At 38.7% G+C, this 20,027-nt stretch carries 20 protein-coding genes; 9 read left to right on the top strand and 11 right to left on the bottom strand.

The window, feature by feature from the left end:
• Positions 1-2 precede the first annotated feature (2 nt).
• From PARC_RS20460 to PARC_RS20445, 4 genes are all read right to left on the bottom strand, one after another.
• Positions 3-683, bottom strand: a complete 681-nt coding sequence (locus PARC_RS20460) for a ChrR family anti-sigma-E factor (RefSeq protein WP_010552977.1) — start codon at positions 681-683, stop codon at positions 3-5.
• Positions 676-1,299 carry a sigma-70 family RNA polymerase sigma factor gene (locus PARC_RS20455; RefSeq protein ID WP_010552978.1) on the bottom strand — a complete coding sequence of 208 codons (624 nt, stop codon included), beginning with the start codon at positions 1,297-1,299 and terminating at the stop codon, positions 676-678. The genes PARC_RS20460 and PARC_RS20455 overlap by 8 nt, the downstream gene beginning before the upstream one ends.
• A gap of 68 nt (positions 1,300-1,367) precedes the next feature.
• Positions 1,368-1,946: an LON peptidase substrate-binding domain-containing protein gene (locus PARC_RS20450; RefSeq protein ID WP_010552979.1), complete on the bottom strand. Its 579-nt coding sequence runs from the start codon at positions 1,944-1,946 to the stop codon at positions 1,368-1,370.
• 235 nt (positions 1,947-2,181) lie between these two features.
• Positions 2,182-2,454 carry a hypothetical protein gene (locus tag PARC_RS20445; protein ID WP_010552980.1) on the bottom strand — a complete coding sequence of 91 codons (273 nt, stop codon included), beginning with the start codon at positions 2,452-2,454 and terminating at the stop codon, positions 2,182-2,184.
• 298 nt (positions 2,455-2,752) lie between these two features.
• Between PARC_RS20445 and PARC_RS20440 the strand changes: the two genes are divergently transcribed.
• Positions 2,753-4,444 carry an alkaline phosphatase D family protein gene (locus PARC_RS20440; RefSeq protein WP_010552981.1) on the top strand — a complete coding sequence of 564 codons (1,692 nt, stop codon included), beginning with the start codon at positions 2,753-2,755 and terminating at the stop codon, positions 4,442-4,444.
• 60 nt (positions 4,445-4,504) lie between these two features.
• Here the strand turns inward: PARC_RS20440 and PARC_RS20435 are convergent, their stop codons facing one another.
• Complete coding sequence (locus tag PARC_RS20435) at positions 4,505-5,989, bottom strand: cellulase family glycosylhydrolase (RefSeq protein WP_010552982.1); 1,485 nt, start codon at positions 5,987-5,989, stop codon at positions 4,505-4,507.
• Positions 5,990-6,389: 400 nt separating this feature from the next.
• Entirely contained in the window at positions 6,390-6,740 is a 351-nt protein-coding gene (locus PARC_RS20430; RefSeq protein ID WP_010552983.1) for a hypothetical protein, read from the bottom strand.
• Between the two features lie 185 nt (positions 6,741-6,925).
• Here PARC_RS20430 and trhA point away from each other — a divergent pair, with 185 nt between their 5' ends.
• The 4 genes from trhA (at position 6,926) to PARC_RS20410 (ending at position 10,672) form a co-directional block, all read left to right on the top strand.
• On the top strand, positions 6,926-7,555 hold the full coding sequence (trhA, locus tag PARC_RS20425; protein ID WP_010552984.1) for a PAQR family membrane homeostasis protein TrhA: 630 nt from the start codon (positions 6,926-6,928) through the stop codon (positions 7,553-7,555).
• Between the two features lie 267 nt (positions 7,556-7,822).
• On the top strand, positions 7,823-8,380 hold the full coding sequence (locus tag PARC_RS20420; protein ID WP_010552985.1) for a hypothetical protein: 558 nt from the start codon (positions 7,823-7,825) through the stop codon (positions 8,378-8,380).
• Positions 8,381-8,666: 286 nt separating this feature from the next.
• Complete coding sequence (locus tag PARC_RS20415; protein WP_010552986.1) at positions 8,667-9,836, top strand: alpha/beta hydrolase; 1,170 nt, start codon at positions 8,667-8,669, stop codon at positions 9,834-9,836.
• A 257-nt stretch (positions 9,837-10,093) separates the two neighbouring features.
• Positions 10,094-10,672: a DJ-1/PfpI family protein gene (locus tag PARC_RS20410; RefSeq protein ID WP_010552987.1), complete on the top strand. Its 579-nt coding sequence runs from the start codon at positions 10,094-10,096 to the stop codon at positions 10,670-10,672.
• Positions 10,673-10,728: 56 nt separating this feature from the next.
• On the opposite strand, the gene PARC_RS20405 is transcribed toward PARC_RS20410, so the two are convergent.
• Positions 10,729-11,034 (bottom strand): MGMT family protein, encoded by a 306-nt coding sequence (locus tag PARC_RS20405; protein WP_010552988.1) that lies wholly within the window; start codon positions 11,032-11,034, stop codon positions 10,729-10,731.
• Positions 11,024-11,926 (bottom strand): LysR family transcriptional regulator, encoded by a 903-nt coding sequence (locus PARC_RS20400; protein WP_010552989.1) that lies wholly within the window; start codon positions 11,924-11,926, stop codon positions 11,024-11,026. The genes PARC_RS20405 and PARC_RS20400 overlap by 11 nt, the downstream gene beginning before the upstream one ends.
• Before the next feature lie 122 nt (positions 11,927-12,048).
• Between PARC_RS20400 and PARC_RS20395 the strand changes: the two genes are divergently transcribed.
• Positions 12,049-13,131, top strand: a complete 1,083-nt coding sequence (locus PARC_RS20395; RefSeq protein ID WP_010552990.1) for an efflux RND transporter periplasmic adaptor subunit — start codon at positions 12,049-12,051, stop codon at positions 13,129-13,131.
• A 2-nt stretch (positions 13,132-13,133) separates the two neighbouring features.
• Complete coding sequence (locus PARC_RS20390) at positions 13,134-16,202, top strand: efflux RND transporter permease subunit (RefSeq protein ID WP_010552991.1); 3,069 nt, start codon at positions 13,134-13,136, stop codon at positions 16,200-16,202.
• Positions 16,203-16,312: 110 nt separating this feature from the next.
• Here the strand turns inward: PARC_RS20390 and PARC_RS20385 are convergent, their stop codons facing one another.
• Positions 16,313-16,645 (bottom strand): PBPRA1643 family SWIM/SEC-C metal-binding motif protein, encoded by a 333-nt coding sequence (locus PARC_RS20385; protein ID WP_010552992.1) that lies wholly within the window; start codon positions 16,643-16,645, stop codon positions 16,313-16,315.
• A 242-nt stretch (positions 16,646-16,887) separates the two neighbouring features.
• On the opposite strand from PARC_RS20385, the gene PARC_RS20380 reads away from it, so the two are divergent.
• A complete protein-coding gene (locus PARC_RS20380) occupies positions 16,888-17,145 on the top strand; it encodes a hypothetical protein (RefSeq protein WP_010552993.1) in 258 nt (85 codons plus the stop codon).
• Positions 17,146-17,203: 58 nt separating this feature from the next.
• A complete protein-coding gene (locus tag PARC_RS20375; RefSeq protein WP_010552994.1) occupies positions 17,204-17,788 on the top strand; it encodes a hypothetical protein in 585 nt (194 codons plus the stop codon).
• Between the two features lie 22 nt (positions 17,789-17,810).
• Here PARC_RS20375 and rluF read toward each other — a convergent pair whose 3' ends face one another.
• Together rluF and PARC_RS20365 are read right to left on the bottom strand one after the other, a co-directional pair.
• Positions 17,811-18,848 (bottom strand): 23S rRNA pseudouridine(2604) synthase RluF, encoded by a 1,038-nt coding sequence (gene rluF, locus PARC_RS20370; protein WP_033012488.1) that lies wholly within the window; start codon positions 18,846-18,848, stop codon positions 17,811-17,813.
• 86 nt (positions 18,849-18,934) lie between these two features.
• Complete coding sequence (locus tag PARC_RS20365; RefSeq protein ID WP_010552996.1) at positions 18,935-20,020, bottom strand: DUF418 domain-containing protein; 1,086 nt, start codon at positions 20,018-20,020, stop codon at positions 18,935-18,937.
• Positions 20,021-20,027: the final 7 nt, after the last annotated feature.

Below are 20,027 nucleotides of genomic sequence, written 5' to 3'. Positions count from 1 at the left end.
TCTTAGTAAATCAAATTACCTATTGGATTTAGTAACTTGCTGAAGCCCTTATTAAAATGTAGCGCACTACTGACAACTGTAAAGCATAAACATCCATCTTTCGTTAAAGGTGTATGTTGATGACTACCATCTTGCCAAATAAAGTCGCCTGGTACGTAATTACCATCTTCATCACTAAACTCACCGTCTAGTAGTAAAGTAACTTCAAATCCGGTATGTGTATGCTCAGGAATTTCGCCACCGGCATCAATATGTAGCAAGCTAGAACGCAGCGCACCATCATCAAGCGAAACGCGAGATCGTGCCAGTTTACCAACTTGTGTAAATTTGCTATGAGAAATACGTGTTAAAGCACGTGGAAGCTGATAGTTATGCTCATTCACTTTAATAGAGACAGGCTCTACTTCGTAAACTTCATCGATAGAATCATCAGACATGATCATATCGAGAACATTTAGTTCAAATTCTTCAAGTAAATCAGATTTCTCAGTTTGAGGTTTCTCAAATTGACCAGGCTCTTCACTAAATAATGCATTTGCATTACTAGCTTCAATTTTAGCTACTTTAGCTTGGCACACAGGGCACATGTCTACGTGAATAGAAACGGCTAAACTCAATGATGTAGCAAGTGATGCATCGCAATACTGTGTCAGTAAAGTTTCACTCGGGTGATGTTTAATCATGCTGATCTCCCATTTCATTACGTAATTTTTGCAAGGCCAAACGTAACCGTGATTTTACCGTGCCTACTGGAATATTAAGTTGATGTGCAAGTTGCTCTTGCGACATATCTTGAAAATAAACGCCTCTTACCACTTCGCGTTGAGCAATTGGTAATTTGTCTAAATAACGCTTAATTTGCTTATCTTCTAAATGATCACTGTATTCGTGATGCGTATCTTGTGAGTCGTTTAGTAACGGCCAAATATCTTCGCTTATATTTTCTTCTTTATTACTTTTCATTTTACGAAGCATATCGAACGAAGCGTTACGCATAACGGTATAAACCCACGTAGTCGCAGCGCCTTTTTCACTATGATACAAATGTGCTTTACGCCAAACAGACGTTAATGTCTCTTGCACAAGCTCCATGGCTTGGGCTTCAACACCAAACTGCTTAATTCCAAAGCGTTTAATTTTTGGCGCAAAGTATTCAAATAAATATGAAAACGCTTTTTTATCGCGTGATTGCGCAACATCTATAAGCGCTTGCATGAGCTCTTTACTCGGCGTTTCTGGCATGGCAGTGTACTTACCTGTATTAGGTTCACAACGTGGTGACTGTTGTTGACTTACCATAATAATTTATCCCGTTATTGCTTTTGTATTAAGTAATACGGGCAATAATTAATTTAGGATCATAAAATTTAGGCAAATTCGTTATTAATCACAGTATGGAGGAAATTCAGTAAGTTATCAAAATTCGTTTCAAACGCAAGTTGCTGTTTTTTCTCAATAGAAACAGGTAGGAGTTCGAGCCAACGTGCTGCAATCCAGGGAAGCTTGTCAAAATGAGTTTTCTTGTACAACAAATTAAGTTCCGGATTACCATCAAACACGTTTTTAAGCGCGTCGTGTAGTAGGTAATGTTCACCAATTTGATTGTTAGAATCTTTGTACCAATACGGGGTATTACAAGGCGATACCAAGCCATGACGTAATTCGTCTTCGTCTTGATAAACATCATTAATTTGCACATTTTGCGATGCAAATACATCAATTAATAATACATCGTTATCGTCTTGGTCAAAATCAATAATATCAACAAGGCAACCTTGCGCGCTTATATTAAAAGGCGTGTCATGCTCAAAAGTACAAAGCACAAACCCTGTATTATTTTTTAATGCGGTTTTAACCATATTTAAGTAGCGAGGCTCAAATATGCGTAATCGCGTATAACCTTCAGGTAACATAAAAATGGGTAATGGAAAAATCGCACGTTTCATAAAGTCTACTTATTTCAAACACTCTGCCTTTATTTACGTGCGCTTTTGCTAAGTCGATCAGCTTTGTATGAATCGAATTAATTACCAGCTATATAATTGGCTAAAGATTAAACCAACCTCCCATAGCTTTAAACACTTGAACCGAGTAATAAGCGCTAATCATACTGACTACGGGTGCTAACATTAATGCAAATAATCCAAGTTCACTGCTCATCGTTTTAATCCTTTAAATGATTTATTTTACGTTTTTTATACTAGTATCAGTATTTTTAAGCGCTGTGCTATCTGTTAAAACGGGCTCATCTAATAAACCCTCTAAAACAGTTTTAGCATCAAAATAAAGCGTTTCCTTTAGTGATTTTTCAAGCTCGATTGTGGTTTGCTTAACATAGCTTGCTACACTTTGAGTTAATATATCAGTTACATCTAGGTCCACCTCTGTTGCGTGTACTTGCGCAGAACCTAATACTAATAAACTTGCCATAGCGATTTTAATTGAATGTTTCATAATGGTGTTCCTTGTTTGTGTATTGTTTAGACGTAGTTATATACTCAAGGGTTGTGCCAACATAAAAATAAACTTTAACCAATTGTAATTAAACAACTTTACACGCATTACTTTAATTTTAAAAATTCATCTCTCGTTAATTTAACCATTTAATTTAATTTTTTGACTACTTTTTAGTTAATAAATAAAAGGATTTAAAGGTATTAATACCGTCACACTAAATACATTTAGCGTTTATAAAAACGTCATATCTACCCGCTAAAGTGCACACCACTATAAATAATTCAAAAAGTGCAGTATGACTCTTTCATCACGTCGAAATTTTTTAAAAACCTCAGCAGCAAGCATATTTACCGTCGCAGTATCGAGTGCCATTACAGGTTGTGCTCAAACATTAATAAACAAACCTCTATCGGCTATTGAATTTAAACACGGTGTAGCGAGTGGCGATCCGCTTAGTCATGCTTTAATAATTTGGACACGTGCAACTCCTTCTCAATCAAATTTTGAAGTTACTGTTGCTTGGGAACTGGCAAGTGACTCTCAATTTAAAAACATTATTCGCAGCGGGCAAGAACAAACAGATAAAAGCCGAGACTTTACAATAAAAATAGATGTACAAGAACTTGCTCCAAACACAGAGTACTTTTATCGGTTTGTGGGTTTGAATACACAAAGCCCTATAGGCCGTGCTAAAACACTACCAATAAACAATGTTGAACAAGTAAAAATGGCTGTTGTGTCTTGCTCAAACTACCCTGCTGGGTACTTTAATGCCTACACCGATGCCGCTAAGCAAAAAGATTTAGATGTGGTACTGCATTTGGGAGATTACATTTACGAATACCCAATGGGCGGATACGCTACCGAAAATGCTGAAAAAATTGGCCGCCAATTAGCAGCCGATAACAGCGGTGAAATTATTACCCTTAGCGACTATCGTAAGCGCTATGCTATTTACAGAACAGACCAAGGCTTACAAGCACTTCACGCTGCAGCGCCATTTATCGCAATATGGGATGATCACGAAGTTACCAACGATACCTATAAAAGTGGTGCTGAAAATCATACTCCTGATGAAGGTGACTTTTTTAAGCGCCGTGCAGCAGCTATTCAAGCCTATTACGAATGGCTACCAATTAGGCCGCCTATGGGCGAACAAAGCCCGCAAATATATCGCACCTTCGATTTTGGTAATTTAATAAGCTTGCACATGCTAGATACGCGCGTAATAGCACGCGATAAACAACTTGCTTACAGCGACTATAAAAACCCCGAGACCAAGCAAATGGATGTTGCGCGCTTTGTCAGTGATTTAAATAATCCAAATAGGCAGTTACTAGGTAACACACAACTAAACTGGCTCACGAGTGCAATAACTAAATCAAATGCAAAATGGCAAGTATTGGGCCAGCAAGTATTGATGACTAAAATGTGGCTACCTACTGAAATATTCTCGCAATCCGATCGCACTAAAATACCTCAGGTGTTAAAAGAGCTTGTTGCCATTAAAAAAGCCGTGTTAGCTAATAAAGCGGTAACACCCGCGCAACTCGCACGCGTAAATACTTTAATGCCTTATAATTTAGATGCGTGGGATGGTTACCCAAGCGAGCGCGAAGCATTATACAAAAGCGTTACTGCATTAAATAAAAAGTTAGTCGTGGTTGCAGGTGATACGCACAATGCGTGGCATGGCACATTAAAAAATGCAAAAGGCGAAAGCGTAGGAGTAGAGTTTGCAACACCTGGTGTTACATCCCCGGGTATGGAGCATTATTTAGCGCTTAATACAGCACAAGCAAAGCAGATGGCTGACTCGCTTTCATTGCTAATAAACGACTTAAATTATTGTGACTTATCACACCGTGGGTATATGTTACTGACTATTACTAAAGAGCAAATCACAACCGATTGGCGCTATATAGATAACATAAACTCACCAAGCTACAATATTGTTGAACAACACCAAAGTGTTTATAAAGGCTAATACTTTTAAAAAGAAGGTAAATGTATTATTTACCTTCTTCGCATATTTTATTTAACGTGCTTAATTACAAGTATAAAGAAGCGTCCACGAAGCATCACTTCCGGGAATGCTGTTTGTATACCAATTTGCACTGTATGCATTACCTTGATATTGCATTTTATCGTCAGTGTTATTGTGAGTAAACGGACCACCTGAGTAATCTTTGTTCACCCAATTAGGGTATGCATTAATACCATTACAATCTGTTGAACTTACAACACTGCATCCGTTTGTATCAACACTTGTACCAGCGGGTGTATCTGGGCACTGATCAATATCATCATTCACACCATCGTTATCCGCATCGCTTTGTGGCTCAACTACTTCAACAACACAACCTATATTATTAACAGTTTCACCTGCAGGTGTATTAGGGCATTGATCAACATTATCGCTTATACCATCGGCATCGCTGTCAGTTACTGCACAACCAATACTATCAACCGTTGTACCTGCGGAAGTATTATCGCACTGATCAAGGCTGTCACTTACGCCATCCCCGTCGCTATCTAAATCAACATTGCTACTACCACCACCCCAACCTTGAATGATCTCTTTAACTTTAGTGCCTGACGATGTTAGTGAATTCCAACTACCGCCTGGAGTAAATAACGAAGCACCTTCGTTTTTATCGTTTAAAGCCCAGTTAGCGTGGCTAATATTGTTTGTTTTAAAAAATGCCATCCATGCATCGGTTTCATTGATATTAACACCACCATTACCATCAGCATTAACTGTTCCCCACTCTGTGGCGAATAGTGCAATGCCGTTATCGAGTGCTGTTTGTGCTTTATTTCGATACGATTGACCATGTGTGCCAGCATAAAAATGCAGAGTGTAAGCAATATTGGCACGATCAATTGGGTTTTGTGATGCCACATCAACATCTTGCGACCACGTAGGCGTTCCAACCACAATTAAGTTATCAGGGTCGATTGCTCTAATTTTATCAATAACTGTTTCTGCGTAAGGCTTAATATCGTTAACCCATGAGATTTGTAACGGCTCGTTATAAATTTCATAAATAACATTGTCGTACTGCCCATATTTGGTAGCTACGTCTTCAAAAAAGCGAACTGCAGTTGCTTGATCGGTATGTGCTTCATGGCTATGAAAATCAATAATAACGTACATATCTTCGCTAATAGCTGCGTTTACAACAGTATCAAGACGGCTCATATTGCCCTCCCAATCAAAGTTCAAACTACCACCAGTACTCGTACCATGACCAATAGCTGCACGAATTAATGTTGCATTAAATTCAGTTTTTGCCTTTGCTACTGTTTCTGCTGTATAAAATTTTTCAGCGCCCCACCCCGTATTACTCCAAAATAGGCTAGGTCCTGCAAAGCTTGTGTTTTCTCCACCCGCAAGAATTTGATTCCCACTCACCGTTAACTTCTCAACAGCGGCATTAGCCATTGTTGAGCATCCTAATAATAAAGCTAACGATAAGCTCGCCACTTTAAAATCCTTTCTTTTGTGATTATTTGAACTGTTATTCATCGTATTTCCTTAAATTGAAATTATCAGTCGTCATTGCTTGACGTAATAAATTGACACCAAACCAATACTTAATAGTCAAATAAAGTTAATTTGGCGAGCAGAAAGTACCACTTATTTATTAACATTAAATGAATAAAAAGGTACAAAGATAAGGATTTTAGTTAACTAAATATCAACAAGTGAGCGATTTAACGAGGTTTGAGGATTTTACTGGGTATATACAGGCATTTACACGATGTTTACATGATGCGGGCAAAAAATCTCGGTTACAAAAAATATGTATAAAAATGAAAAGGCGGTAATAATAATTATTACCGCCATCAATAATAGCTAAATATCAGGGATAAATATGCGGGAAGGAAATTAATAAGCCAACCAAACCGAGTTCTAATTAAGTGGCTTATTTTTTAGTGGGCAGCGCTTTTCTGCCCAAACGGTATGCATCCATCATGCTCAGCACCCAAATTATAATCATTAAAGGTACATACTTATATTCAGCGAGTTGAGCGCAAGCGTCAGATGGTTGTTGCGCTGCTTTTAAAATGGCCGTAACCGACATGGGGATTTTTCCGTGTACAATTTCATTTGCAGTACACTGTGCAATCGCAAATATATCTTGAAGGGTTAAAATTAAAAGAACAGAAAAGACACCCGCAAAAATAGCGCCTATAAGGTGTTTTTTTAAAGAAAAATGTCCCGCTCCAGGATAAACAATGGCGGTAAGTAAAGCAGCTTTTAGATCTTGTTTCATGGTTATTTCAGCTCGTAATATGTATTACACTAGACACCAACATAGTGAATTAATTCTCTTTAAAATCAAGTAAAAGCTAAAGTAGCGTATCAAATAAAGTTATTTAGAATTACTCACAGCTAAGATTGAAACTTTCAGCGTACAGTTGTACACTGAAATTAATTCCAATAGTGGTAGGAACAGTTATGTCGTTAGAAGCGCCTTATTCCCGTAAAGAAGAGAAATTAAACGTAATCAGCCATGCACTCGGTATTATATTTGCCGCGTTTGTTATGTGGGATTTATTTAGCCAAGCCACCAGCACTAAAGCGTATATTAGTACTGCAATTTATGGCAGCAGCCTATTTGTGCTGTTTTTGTCATCCACTTTGTACCACGCCAGTATTCAACCGCGCTTAAGAGCCTTTTATAAAAAGTGCGATCACTGCGCCATATACTTATTAATTGCCGGCACCTACACTCCCTTTTTATTAATCTCATTAACCGGTGCTTGGTCATGGGCAACACTTACATTTATTTGGACTGTGGCACTAGCAGGCGTTGCGTACAAAGTATTTGTAAAAAACGGTAATAAAAAAATATCACTCGCCACCTACTTGCTCATGGGTTGGTTTGCACTGGCTATAGTGTATCCACTTTATTCTAGTGTTGATGTAAAAGCACTTTACTGGCTACTTGCCGGCGGTATTTTTTATAGTTTAGGTACATTATTTTACAGCGCTAAAAGCACCCAATTTAGCCACGCTATTTGGCACTTATTTGTTATTGCTGGGTGTGTTTGCCATTATATTTCAATTAGCAATTACGTTTATTGAGCTGGTATAGCCAATTAAAGTGGTCTGGTTTGAGCGATAACCGGTCATTCAGGTGAGCGGTCATTAATTTAGTAAGAATAAGAGGAGACTTTTCCCCTTTTCTACATTTTTAAATAAGCTACAGTAAGCATAATATTTATAGCTACCAATAGTTTTCACTATTTGCTATTAACATAAGTTCATAAAAGAAGGACGTTTTCGCGCTAAAATAGGGAAAATGTCCTCTTATAAAGTGTTATATGCCAAGGGAAACTCAGGGAGTGGTTCATGATCAACAGCATTCTTCACAAACTCGATCAATTAAAAGATTATGAAGTGCACTACAAGCAGGTTTCTGGTGTTAAAACTATGGTTCAGGGACTGGAATACCACTTTGATAACTATATGGCGCAGACAAAAGTGAGGGAGCAACCTTTTTGGTTTCATGAGGTAGTTGCGTATCTGATCAGATTAGGTCAAATCTATTACTTTTTTAAATCTGATTTCATAAAAGTGGTTGACTCAGAAATGCCTAATATTCTTAAAATTATTCCTTTGAGAATGAAATATTCTGCTCATAGGAGTGTTGATGCTCCAAGGGGAAACGATCATTTAGTCATGATGGATATATCAATGCCAAATATTCACTATGTTCTCCCATACTATGGCAGTGAAGAGAGAGATGTAGTAAACCCTAATGAGTGCTCACGTGGCTTTTGCATACCAAGAGTTGATGCCAATGGTGATCGCAACGATGTGAGAATTTTTCTTGACTACGAGCATGATGGTATTTTAGCTGATATTGGACTGGTTCTAGATAGAAAATTGAGAGAGCTTGGCATATAACAAACGCATCAAGGCGCTCGCAGACTCCCTGGGACATCAAAGTTACCAATGTCTGCAATTGGCACTTTTGCGAAGTTCAGTAGAAATTAGGATGCCATCCATATTAATTGGGATAGGTTTGTTTGTTCAATTAAGGTGGTAGTCTGGTTTAATTTTTAGTTGCATCATGGCAATTGCTTTTATTGCATGACCTAATTAAATTATCTTTATATGGCCACCTTAATCGCTTTTCATTAAAGTTATTATTCGGCAACTTATCTCGAAAAAATGATAAACAGGGAATTTTATGAACTACTTAAAAAAGCTAAGGCTCCTCGCCACAATCATTTGTCTTTTTCCTCTATTTTCTGCCAATGCTGTCATTGTTAAAGAACACATAATTAACTCTAAGACGTTGGGAGAAAAGCAAAACGTCACCGTTTATCTGCCTGATAATTATGGTGACTTTCCGGACTATAAATATCCAGTTTATTATTTTCTGGATGGCAAATATTACAAGGACATGATTCAGGGGGTTATGTCATCCTATTACGAGAATGGTTTGGCTCCACACATGATATTGATTGCAATTGAAAACGAAAGCAGAATCAGGGATTACACACCGACTGAACATGTCGAATATAAACAAGGTGGTGGTGCTGATGCCTTTTTAGATTATATAGAGAAAGAGTTGCTTCCCTTTGTCGATAAGCACTATCAAACCTCTGATTTTAAAACCCTAAGCGGACACTCTCTTGGCGGGCTTCTTTCTTTGCATGCAATGCACTCCCGACCGGGTTTGTTTACTGCCCACGTTGCATTAAGTCCTTCTATTCACTGGGGTAATGAAGTCACATTGCCTAAACTGAAAAGGTATCTGTCTTCAGAAGAAGATTTGAATCAGTTTCTTTATGTCAATCTAGGAGATGAAGGTTTTCAGGTGATTGATGATTCGGCAATAGCTATGCGTGAGGGTTTTTTAGAATTAAAGGCATTTCTGGAAGAAACCAAACCCAACGGCCTCAGATTTAAGATAGAACATTTGCAAACGCTGCCCCACGTAGCGACGTTAATGACTGGTCTGGTTAATTCCACCAATGAATTGTATCGTAACTGGTCAGTACCCTTTAGAGTTTTTACAGAGGGGCCAGAAGGTTTTGATAAACATTTTAAGCTGCTGTCGCAAGACTTATTTCAGGAGATCAAACCTCGAAAAGGTGCGATCAATTTTGCCTCATATTATATGACAGGGCTTGAGTCGCCCGAAAAAGGCATGGAGCTGTTGCAATATAACGCAGGGCTTTATTCAGATTCTGCATGGGTGCTGTTTAATCTGGCCAAAGGCTACAAAGAGAGAGGGGATCAAGATAAGGCTAAACAGCAAGCTATGCTGGCTCTTGGAAAAATCAAAAGCCATGAAGAAAACCTCAAAACCTCTATCGATGAGTTTATTGCTGGGTTTGATACAGAGGAATAGATATGTAGGTATGCTAAAGGGGTCAACCCTTGATTTTTATGTATCAAAAAAAAACAACACCGTCCGGAATTGGCACTTTTGCGACACCCGCATATTGTTACATTTAGCTTTACCAAAGATAATAGAAAACTTAGTAATAGTAATATTTTAGGGAATTTGTTAAAACTATATGAAGCAGAAAAATGAGTGTGGCAACAGCAGAAGTATTCGTGATTAGCGCATTTTAAGATTGTTATATGTAATGGAGTATACAGAGTATGAATATCGGAATATACATATACGATGATGCAGAAGTTCTTGATTTCTCTGGACCATTTGAAGTTTTAAGTACTGCAAATCGTTTAGGCAATAAAAATTGGAATGTATTTTTAGTTTCTGAAAAACCTGATGTTGTACAAGCTCGTGGTGGTTTTCTAGTGCACGGACATTTCTCATTTGAGACCCATCCGAATATTGATGTGCTTATAGTTGTTGGAGGTATACATACAGAGGAAGTTAAAAAGCCTACTGTAATATCTTGGATTTCGAATGTTGCTAGTACATCAAAAAGAGTCGCATCTGTCTGTACAGGAGCGTTCATTTTAGCTGAAGCTGATTTACTAAATGGTTTAACAGTTACAACGCATTGGGAAGATATAGCCGATCTCACTGCTACCTACCCGAAATTAAATGTTGTGAGTGATCATCGTTGGGTCTCTCAAGGTAAATATATAACTTCTGGTGGCATATCAGCTGGAATTGATATGAGTTTACACTTAGTGTCAGAACTATCGACCTTAAATTTAGCTGAGCAAACAGCTAAGCAAATGGAGTATCACTGGCAAAAATGCACATAGCAAAAGGCTAAGTCGTCGTAGTCAGCTATGGCACTTACCTGCCAATAATAGTCATATCACTCCCACCGGCACTCGCGCATATTTACTTTGTCGTTTTTAAACAACACTCCTTCTGATAATAACTTTTCGCGTTGTTCTTGGTATTTTTCGCTACCCGCTGGAAACGATATTTTACCTTGGCTATTCACTACCCTGTGCCAAGGTATAACCGAGTCGTTTGGCATCACTTTTAATAAGCGCCCCACCAACCGTGAATTTTGCGGATAACCGGCCAAGCCGGCTATTTGCCCGTAACTTGCTACTTTTCCTACTGGTATGCCTGCGATAACAGTATAAATAAGTGTTTCTTTATCAATATCCATTGTTGTTAGAATATTCCTTACTTAATTGTTTAAATTGCTCCCAGATAGTACGCGCTACAGGGCCGTGGTGCATTGCATGCTGCCTAAAGGCTCTAATTTGCGCGCTAAATTTATGCTCTCGGTCAGTGATGTGTATTTCTTGAAGTAAGCCTGCTTTTATTTCAGGGTCGCAGTGCTCTAGGCTCATCATTGCCCAACCCGCACCTGAGAGTAAAAACGATTTTAGGGTCGATACATCATCAATTTTCATCATGGCGGAGCCTTTTGAGTACGATAGCCTGTCGCTGTCGATACTCAAGTCACTTTCAAACATGGCTAAACACGGATACGTTTGCAGTTCGCTATAGGTGAGCTTTTGAGGGAGTACGCCTTTAGCGCTCACAATACCAATATCGAGCCTGCCTATGGGTACGCTTTCTAAATCGCCTGTCGCATGAAATAAATCAAACCACGGGCCAATGCCTAATTCGGCTTGCCCACTGTTTACTTGCTCTAATGAAATAAAGCGCTTCCCGCTTGTTAAGCTAAACTCTGTGCTGGTAAACAACCTAAAAGTATTACTTATGATCTCGTTATAACTCTGCATATGACAAAGTTGTTCGTAACAAACTCTAAATTGGGGTTCATTACCTAATGCCAATTCTTTAGCGAGCTGTGCTAGCTCGTCGTTGGCATGCAGTAGTTGCTGCGCTTCGCGGTGAAAAACACGCCCTTTTTCAGTAAGCTGTAATCGGTACTTACTTCTGTCTAGTAACTCAAATCCTATTTTGGCTTCTAAGTTTTTAATGGCGAGTGTAAGCGCGGGCTGCGTTTTATGTAGCTTTAGTGCTGCTCCGCTTAAGCTTGCGCTTTGCACTATGGCATCTAAAATTATTAATTGATTCAGCTTCATATACCGCCCTGCAACATCATAAATAAAACTTATTGAGTTTCTAAAATTTAATGATTTTTATTTTATATGTTTGCAGCGTATGCTGCACTTAATTATTTTGCCATCATTGCAACGGAGAAGACATGAAACTCTTTCGTCTATGTTTATTAACAACGACCTTACTTAGCTTAATAGCCTGTTCTGAGCCAGAACAACAAGTTAAAGAAGAGCCTATTCGCCCTGTTAAATTATTCAACATAGGTCATGATACGCAAATTAACATTCGTAGTTTTCCTGCTGAAGTTGTTGCAAACCAAGGCTCGTACCTTGCTTTTAGGGTAAACGGTGAACTTATTAAGTTTCCTGTGCTTGCTGGTGAACACGTTGAAAAAGGTGATTTATTAGCAAAACTGGATCCAGAAGATTTTCAATTACAGTTTGACGAACGCAAAGCGCGCTTTGAGCTGGCAAAATCACAACTTGGCCGTATTGAGCAATTGTTTGAGAAAAAAATCACCAGCCAATCAGAATTAGATCAAGCCACTGCTAATATGCAAATTGCTGAATCTGCATTTAGAATTGCACAAACGAACCTTGAATACAGTGAACTACGCGCACCATTTTCAGGCACGGTCGCTAAGGTGTTTGTTAAAAACTTTGAAAATATTCAAGCAAAGCAAAATATATTACGCTTAGAAACACGCGATTTAATGGACGTAGAAATTCAGGTTCCTGAAAAAATAATCGCTCGCCTTAAAAAAGGCACCGATTACCACCCTACTGTAAAGTTTGATGGCTTTGACGATAAAGAATACACACTTGATATTAAAGAGTGGGACACCCAAGCAGATCCTGCAACACTTACCTATAAAGTTGTGTTTTCGCTACCAGTACCTGAGGACTTTAATTTACTAGCGGGTATGACGGGTAGCGTGCTTATAGATTTAAGTAAAGTAACACGCTCGCAAGTTGCTTATACAATATTACCTATCGAGTCGGTGTTTTCTGAGCCGCAAGAATCAATTGAAGATAACGCCTACGTATGGCTTTTTGATTCAAAAACTAGCCAAGTGCATAAACAAGCTGTAAAGGTTGGCCAGTTGCACCGCGATGGCATTGAAGTATTAAGCGGTATTGAAGAGGGCCAAATTGTGGTTTCAGCCGGTGTGCATTCACTAAAAGAAGGCATGAAAGTAAGAGCATGGAATAAAGAGCGAGGCTTATAATTATGAGCTTTGCACAACTCTCCATAGAGAAAAAAGTAATCAGTTGGATGTTTACGCTGCTGCTATTAATTGGCGGTAGTGTGTCGTACTTTGATTTAGGGCAACTAGAAGACCCTGAGTTTACGCTTAAAAAAGCCATGGTTATTACCATGTACCCTGGCGCTTCGCCGCAGCAAGTTGAAGAAGAAGTCACTTTTCCGATTGAAAACGCGATTCAGCAATTGCCTTATGTTGACTACGTTACGTCTATTTCATCTAACGGTAAATCACAAATTTCAGTAGAAATGAAAAGCAATTATCGTAAAGAGCAGCTTCGCCAAATTTGGGATGAAATGCGTCGTAAAATTAACGACCTTTCTCCGTCATTACCCAGTGGTGTTTACCCAAGCACTATTTTGGACGACTTTGCCGATGTTTACGGTGTTATGTATTCGGTAACCGGCGATGGTTATTCGTATGACGAGCTTAAAGATTACGTCGATTTTTTAAAGCGTGAACTGGTATTGGTTAAAGGCGTTAGTAAAGTAACCGTTGCGGGGCAACAACAAGCGCAAGTAATGGTTGAAGTTTCTACGCGTAAACTTGCTCAATTAGGTATTGCGCCAAGCCATATATTCCAGTTATTGCAATCGCAAAATACGGTATCTAACGCGGGTAAAATTCGCGTGGGCGATGAGTCAATTCGCTTGCATCCTACTGGCGAATTTAAAGATGTAAAAGAGCTCGAAACCTTATTAATTTCAAAATCAGGTGCCAATGAGCTTATTTACTTAGGCGATGTAGCAAAGGTTTACAGAGAGTACGCAGAAGTACCAAATAACATTATTCGTTATAACTCTCAGCAAGCTTTACTTATTGGCGTGTCGTTTATGTCGGGTGTTAACGTGGTTGATGTGGGTAAAAACATAGACGAGCATTTAGCATCACTTGAATATCAACGCCCTCATGGTATTCACATAAATTCGGTATACAACCAACCACAAGAGGTTCAAAAATCGGTTGATGGTTTTATTATCAGCTTACTTGAAGCCATTGCGATTGTTATTGTTGTACTGCTGTTATTTATGGGTTTAAAAAGCGGCATTTTAATTGGTGGTATTTTACTGCTTACTGTACTGGGTACGTTTATATTTATGAAGTTGTTTGCTATCGACTTGCAACGTATATCGCTTGGGGCACTTATTATTGCGCTTGGTATGCTGGTCGATAATGCAATAGTCGTCACTGAAGGCATACTGATAAACCTTAAACGTGGCCAAACAAAACTCAAAGCGGCTGTTAATATTGTTGAGCAAACAAAATGGCCTTTACTAGGTGCAACAGTAATTGCAGTCACTGCCTTTGCGCCAATTGGTTTAAGCTCTGATGCCAGTGGTGAATTTGCCGGTAGCTTGTTTTGGGTGTTGTTTATTTCGCTTTTATTAAGCTGGATAACAGCCATTACGCTAACGCCATTTTTTGCCAATTTAATGTTTAAAGAAAACGAATTTAAAAACGAAGAAGGCCAAGAAGATGAAGACCCATATAAAGGTTTTATTTTTAATGGTTACAAAGCGATTTTAGATTTAGCGCTGCACTTTAGAAAAACCACGCTTATATTAATGGTTGTTTTACTGTGTACTGCGGTTATTGGTTTTGGCTCTGTAAAACAGTCGTTTTTTCCTGCCTCTAATACACCTATGTTTTATGTAGATTACTGGCAAGAGCAAGGCTCTGATATTCGCTCAACCCTTGAGGGCGTTAAAAAGCTCGAAGAGTTTTTACAAAAAGAAGACCTTGTTGAAGAAGTAACAAGCACAACAGGCCAAGGTGCACCGCGCTTTATGCTTACCTACGCGCCAGAAAAATCATACCCCGCGTACGGGCAATTAATTATTCGTGTTGCCGACAGAGAAGCCGTAGCAACTGTAATGCAAACAGTGCGTGATTACTCAAGCAACCATGCACTCTCTGCACAGCTTAAAATTAAACCGATGGAAATTGGCCCCTCTACTGATGCAAAAATAGAAGCACGTTTTTCGGGCCCTGATCCTGTTATTTTAAGACAACTCGCTGCTACAGCCGAAGAATTGATTGGTAGCGACGATGGTGCATATAATATTCGTGATGACTGGCGCGCACGTACCAAAATGATTCGCCCGCAATTTAACGAGCAAAAAGCACGTCGATTAGGTATTAGTAAATCAGACTTAGACAATGTATTACTAACGAGCTTATCGGGTAAACAAGTGGGCGTATATCGCGATGGTACACAGTTACTACCCATTATTGCTCGATCTCCTGCTAACGAGCGCTTAAACGTAGAAAGCGTACACGACCTTCAAATATACAGCCCAGTTCTTGGTGTATTTGTACCAGTGACTCAAGTTGTAGACGAATTTGATGTGCAGTGGGAAGACAGCCTAATAATGCGCCGCGATCGCAAACGAACTATTACAGTAATGGCCGATCACAATGTATTAGGAGACGAAACGCCCGCTAAATTATTTGCGCGTATTCGCGGCCCAATAGAGAACATGGAACTACCGCGTGGTTACCAACTAGAATGGGGCGGCGAGTTTGAGTCATCAAGCAAGGCGCAAAAAGCAATATTTGGCTCATTACCGCTGGGTTATTTAGCGATGTTTGCAGTCACGGTATTACTTTTTAACTCACTTAAACAGCCACTTGTTATTTGGGCAACTGTGCCGTTGGCTATTATTGGTGTAAGTGCGGGCTTGTTAGCGATGAATGCGCCGTTTAGCTTTATGGGGCTACTTGGTTTGTTAAGCTTAAGCGGTATGCTAATTAAAAACGGTATTGTATTAGTTGATCAAATAAATCTTGAATTAAGGGAAGGTAAATCGCCCTATGAAGCCGTGTTTGACTCTGGTGTGAGCCGTGTACGACCAGTTGCAATGGCAGCTATAACCACTATTTTGGGTATGATCCCGCTGTTATTTGACGTGTTTTTTCAATCAATGGCGGTAACCATAATGTTCGGTTTAGGCTTTGCCACCATACTAACCCTCATTGTAGTGCCAGTACTTTACACGGTTATATTTAGAATTGATTACGAGCCACGTAAGTAGTTAAACATATAATTGGTTAACATTAAAAAATGCCACAGGCTCAAAATCCTGTGGCATTTTTATTTAATACCGATGAAAAAAGAAAGGCTACATATTTAGTTGTTAAAAAACTAACCGCAACACTTTTTATATTTTTTGCCGCTACCACATACACAAGGTGCGTTACGCTCTGGTACTTTATCAAATACTTGTGGTGTTGACTTGCTAAGCGCAAAGTCTAGTTCGCGAATATCTTCTGGTACGTCTGCTTTAACTTCAATTGAAGCAAACAGCGAATGCTCTTCTAGTATTGCTTCTATTTCTGATTGTCGTTCAGCTGAGTTTACAATTAGCGTTAACGGGTGCAACTCTGTGCCTACCTTTGCGGTACGATTTGGCGCAAATCCATTACTGTTATTTTTACCCATTATGTCGGGCTTACCCATAAAGAAAAATTTTGACATGTTACTTCTATAACCTTTCTACATTATTAAGACGGCGCATCTTAACAGCTTACCCAAAATATAACTAAGGTGTACTTGCTAATGCACAATATAAATCAGGCTTTAGCGTATATACGCCTAATATAGCGACATAATGAGGCCATTTAATGGATTTAGGCAAAATTTAAATTCGAAATATAGTAAAATTATAATGACTCAACTTAGTGGCGTTTTAGTATCTAACTCAATATTATGGAAAAGCATTGGAAAACTTTAAAATTGCAGTACTAATAGCAGGCAGTCTTTTTATAATTTTTGGTTATTTACGCTTTATAACTGACGATAGTGGTAACGTGAACTTAAACAACTACCGTTTTACAGGGGGCATACTACTGGTTATTTCCGGTATGGTTGATGGCACACGCGACCTCGTTAAGCGCCTGCGCTCTAAAAACTCGTTATCGGCGATTACAATTTATTTAGGTATACTCTTATTTTATATTGGCTTTAGCATTCAATAGCTAAACATTAAGCGCTAATTTTGGCTTTATACAAGCAGCATTTTATAAGTGAATACCTGTGACCTTTAAACAACTATTCAACAGCGCTCTGCTACTTTTAGCAACGGCTCCTCCACTGGTTTTACTTGCATGGGATGAACAAGCTGATCCCGCTTTTATTCCCAATGGTATATATAACACCTTAACATTTACGTTATTTCCAATAATGACGATCGTGTTATCGGTTGCTTTATTTAGGCACCTATATAAAAAATACAATAATAACTTTGAATTTAAACATACGGTTAAAGATTATATTGTTGAGCACGGGAAATTCCGTTCAGTATTTATACCAATCGGTTTACCTATTTTAATTTACTTATGGTTGTGGACGTCAGTATGTATTTCAGTAAAGTTACTGGCTAATAAATACGGCGATAATATATGGCAGCAAGAATATCAGTTACTCGAAGTAGGTACTTGCCCAACTGATTATGAATACAGTTGCGCAAAACTGACTGTACTGGATTTAAAAAGCTATAAAAAGCACACTTTTAGATGGTATTTAGATAAAGGTAGATTGGTGGGTTTGCAAAATAACAACGTAAACTTAGTGGGCGTTAAAAGCCCACTTGGTCAAATAGTACAAGAAATACAGTGGTAGTAGAATACCACTTAGCTGCACATTATTTTTTTAGACTGAGAATACGGTCCGAACTTGGTTTTGAGTCTGATTTAGCATTAGACGACTTGTTCTCTTTAATGCTTTTTGGCTTACCCACATACGTTGTAGAACGCTTTTGGTAAGGAGTATTACTGCGCTCATTTTTGCGCTCTGTGTTAGCGTTGCTGCGCTCAGAGTTACGATTTGTATTTCGCTCAGTACTACGCTCATTATTTCGATCACCATTATTAAAGCGTCGTGGGTTTTCGCCCTGAAAATCACGTTTTTTAGGTGCTAAAGGTGCATTATTTTCTGATTGCTTATTAGTATCAAGCGAGTGCTCTTGGGTTTTACCAGAATCAGAAATCGAATCGTTTATTTGCGCCATTTCAATATCTGACAAGTGACGCCACTGCCCTACTTTTAAACCTTTAAGTGTTACGTTCATTATGCGCGTACGTTTTAAGGTTACAACTTCGTAGCCTAAGTATTCACACATGCGGCGTATTTGACGGTTTAAACCTTGAGTAAGTACTATTTTAAATTCTTTGGGGCCACTTTGCGTTACTTTACATTCTTTAGTAACGGTATCTAAAATAGGCACACCATTCGCCATTTTTGTAACAAACTGACGATTAAGCGGTTTATCTACCGTAACAACGTATTCTTTTTCGTGATTATTGCCCGCACGTAAAATTTTATTAACGATATCGCCTTCGTTAGTTAAAAATATAAGCCCTTCAGACGGTCTATCTAAGCGCCCTATTGGGAATATGCGCGTAGGATAATTTACCGCGCGAATAATATTACTTTGAATTTTACTTTCGGTAGTGCACGTTATGCCAACGGGTTTATTGTAGGCAATGTAAACGCGCTTTGGCGTGGCTTTAAGAGGCTTACCATCAATTAATACAACATCGGTAGCGGCTACTTTTACGCCCATTTCTGGTGAGTAGCCATTAACGCTGACACGACCTTGCTCAATATATTTATCGGCTTCGCGGCGTGAACAAAATCCTGTTTCACTAATAAATTTATTTAAACGTTTTAATTCAGTCATGGCACTTATAGCGTAGTAATTTTTAAGGCGAGTAGTGTAAACCACCCACACTATTTTTTCGCCCCTAATTTACTATTTATAGGTGTTTAAGCACTAATTTTTACTTTAGTTAATTTACGCCATACACATTCAAGCGGACCTTGATTAAAATAGCGACTGTATAAAAAGGTAAATATAAGCTGCAGCGCAACTAATGCCGTTGCAACTAACCAGTAGTCAATACGATCAAAACTGAGCACCCAGTGCGTAAATAGCACTTTATATAACAACAGTTGTATGAGTGTTTGGCTAATATATAAAGTAAATGCTAAGCGCCCTGCTTGTTGAATAAGCGTGCCGACGTGTGTGCTGTTATTGCAAAATTTAACAATTAAATGAATATACAGCGTAGCCATACCTAGGGCCGCAAACATATTTACAAATTCTTGCACCCCATATCCTAAGCTGCCATTAAGCTGTGATGCATAAAGCCTGATTCCACAAAAAACAAGGGTCATTGCACCGCAAACTATTAATTGCTGAGTCGTTAAGCCTTTACTAAAAACGCCTTGTTTATATAAATAAATGCCAATGAGCATAAGGCCCACGCACATCCACATTGTCATTATTGGCACCATAACAAGCATCAATGTGTTCATGGCGAGGTTACTAATAAAGTAATCAATATAGTGTGGGTTATATAAATCTATAAACTGTGCTGAATCGCGGTAAATCACTTCATCGGGTACGCTAGATACAATAAGCACAGTAGCTACACCCGATAACAAAATAAACTCAAGTCCTCTTTTTAAAAGAACAGCGCTATCACGCTCTAAATATTTAATAACAAACCAGCCAGATACACCGTAAACAAATAAAATATCACCTGCCCAAAGTAAAAAACCATGCGCTAAACCAAAGAGGATTAACCAATAGAGCCTGCTTTTTAACTGCAATTCAGACTTATAACGTTGCCACTGAATATAAAGCCCGGCACCAAAAAGCAAACTAAACAGTGTTCTAAAACGCCCGTCTACAAACAAGCTGCTAAAGGTGTGAATAATTGAGTCGCTAACAGGAGGATTAGTTAAAGAGGTATACCCGTATTCAAAAAGGCCGAAGGCGTAAGCATTCATGTAAACTAGGCCAAGTACGGCAACGCCGCGAATAAAGTCCATATTATAATTGCGCATTAAAGCT

Origin of the sequence: Pseudoalteromonas arctica A 37-1-2 (assembly GCF_000238395.3) — a bacterium.
GTDB lineage: Bacteria > Pseudomonadota > Gammaproteobacteria > Enterobacterales > Alteromonadaceae > Pseudoalteromonas > Pseudoalteromonas arctica.
The sequence above is the reverse complement of the archived record's forward strand: the minus strand, read 5'-3'. Positions and strand labels throughout refer to the sequence as shown.

Excerpts from the sequence above, each read along its gene's own strand:
- PARC_RS20460 (WP_010552977.1), bottom strand. The coding sequence starts at position 683 with ATGATTAAACATCACCCGAGTGAAACTTTACTGACACAGTATTGCGAT.
- PARC_RS20455 (WP_010552978.1), bottom strand. The coding sequence starts at position 1,299 with ATGGTAAGTCAACAACAGTCACCACGTTGTGAACCTAATACAGGTAAG.
- PARC_RS20450 (WP_010552979.1), bottom strand. The coding sequence starts at position 1,946 with ATGAAACGTGCGATTTTTCCATTACCCATTTTTATGTTACCTGAAGGT.
- PARC_RS20445 (WP_010552980.1), bottom strand. The coding sequence starts at position 2,454 with ATGAAACATTCAATTAAAATCGCTATGGCAAGTTTATTAGTATTAGGT.
- PARC_RS20440 (WP_010552981.1), top strand. The coding sequence starts at position 2,753 with ATGACTCTTTCATCACGTCGAAATTTTTTAAAAACCTCAGCAGCAAGC.
- PARC_RS20435 (WP_010552982.1), bottom strand. The coding sequence starts at position 5,989 with ATGAATAACAGTTCAAATAATCACAAAAGAAAGGATTTTAAAGTGGCG.
- PARC_RS20430 (WP_010552983.1), bottom strand. The coding sequence starts at position 6,740 with ATGAAACAAGATCTAAAAGCTGCTTTACTTACCGCCATTGTTTATCCT.
- trhA (WP_010552984.1), top strand. The coding sequence starts at position 6,926 with ATGTCGTTAGAAGCGCCTTATTCCCGTAAAGAAGAGAAATTAAACGTA.
- PARC_RS20420 (WP_010552985.1), top strand. The coding sequence starts at position 7,823 with ATGATCAACAGCATTCTTCACAAACTCGATCAATTAAAAGATTATGAA.
- PARC_RS20415 (WP_010552986.1), top strand. The coding sequence starts at position 8,667 with ATGAACTACTTAAAAAAGCTAAGGCTCCTCGCCACAATCATTTGTCTT.
- PARC_RS20410 (WP_010552987.1), top strand. The coding sequence starts at position 10,094 with ATGAATATCGGAATATACATATACGATGATGCAGAAGTTCTTGATTTC.
- PARC_RS20405 (WP_010552988.1), bottom strand. The coding sequence starts at position 11,034 with ATGGATATTGATAAAGAAACACTTATTTATACTGTTATCGCAGGCATA.
- PARC_RS20400 (WP_010552989.1), bottom strand. The coding sequence starts at position 11,926 with ATGAAGCTGAATCAATTAATAATTTTAGATGCCATAGTGCAAAGCGCA.
- PARC_RS20395 (WP_010552990.1), top strand. The coding sequence starts at position 12,049 with ATGAAACTCTTTCGTCTATGTTTATTAACAACGACCTTACTTAGCTTA.
- PARC_RS20390 (WP_010552991.1), top strand. The coding sequence starts at position 13,134 with ATGAGCTTTGCACAACTCTCCATAGAGAAAAAAGTAATCAGTTGGATG.
- PARC_RS20385 (WP_010552992.1), bottom strand. The coding sequence starts at position 16,645 with ATGTCAAAATTTTTCTTTATGGGTAAGCCCGACATAATGGGTAAAAAT.
- rluF (WP_033012488.1), bottom strand. The coding sequence starts at position 18,848 with ATGACTGAATTAAAACGTTTAAATAAATTTATTAGTGAAACAGGATTT.
- PARC_RS20365 (WP_010552996.1), bottom strand. The coding sequence starts at position 20,020 with ATGCGCAATTATAATATGGACTTTATTCGCGGCGTTGCCGTACTTGGC.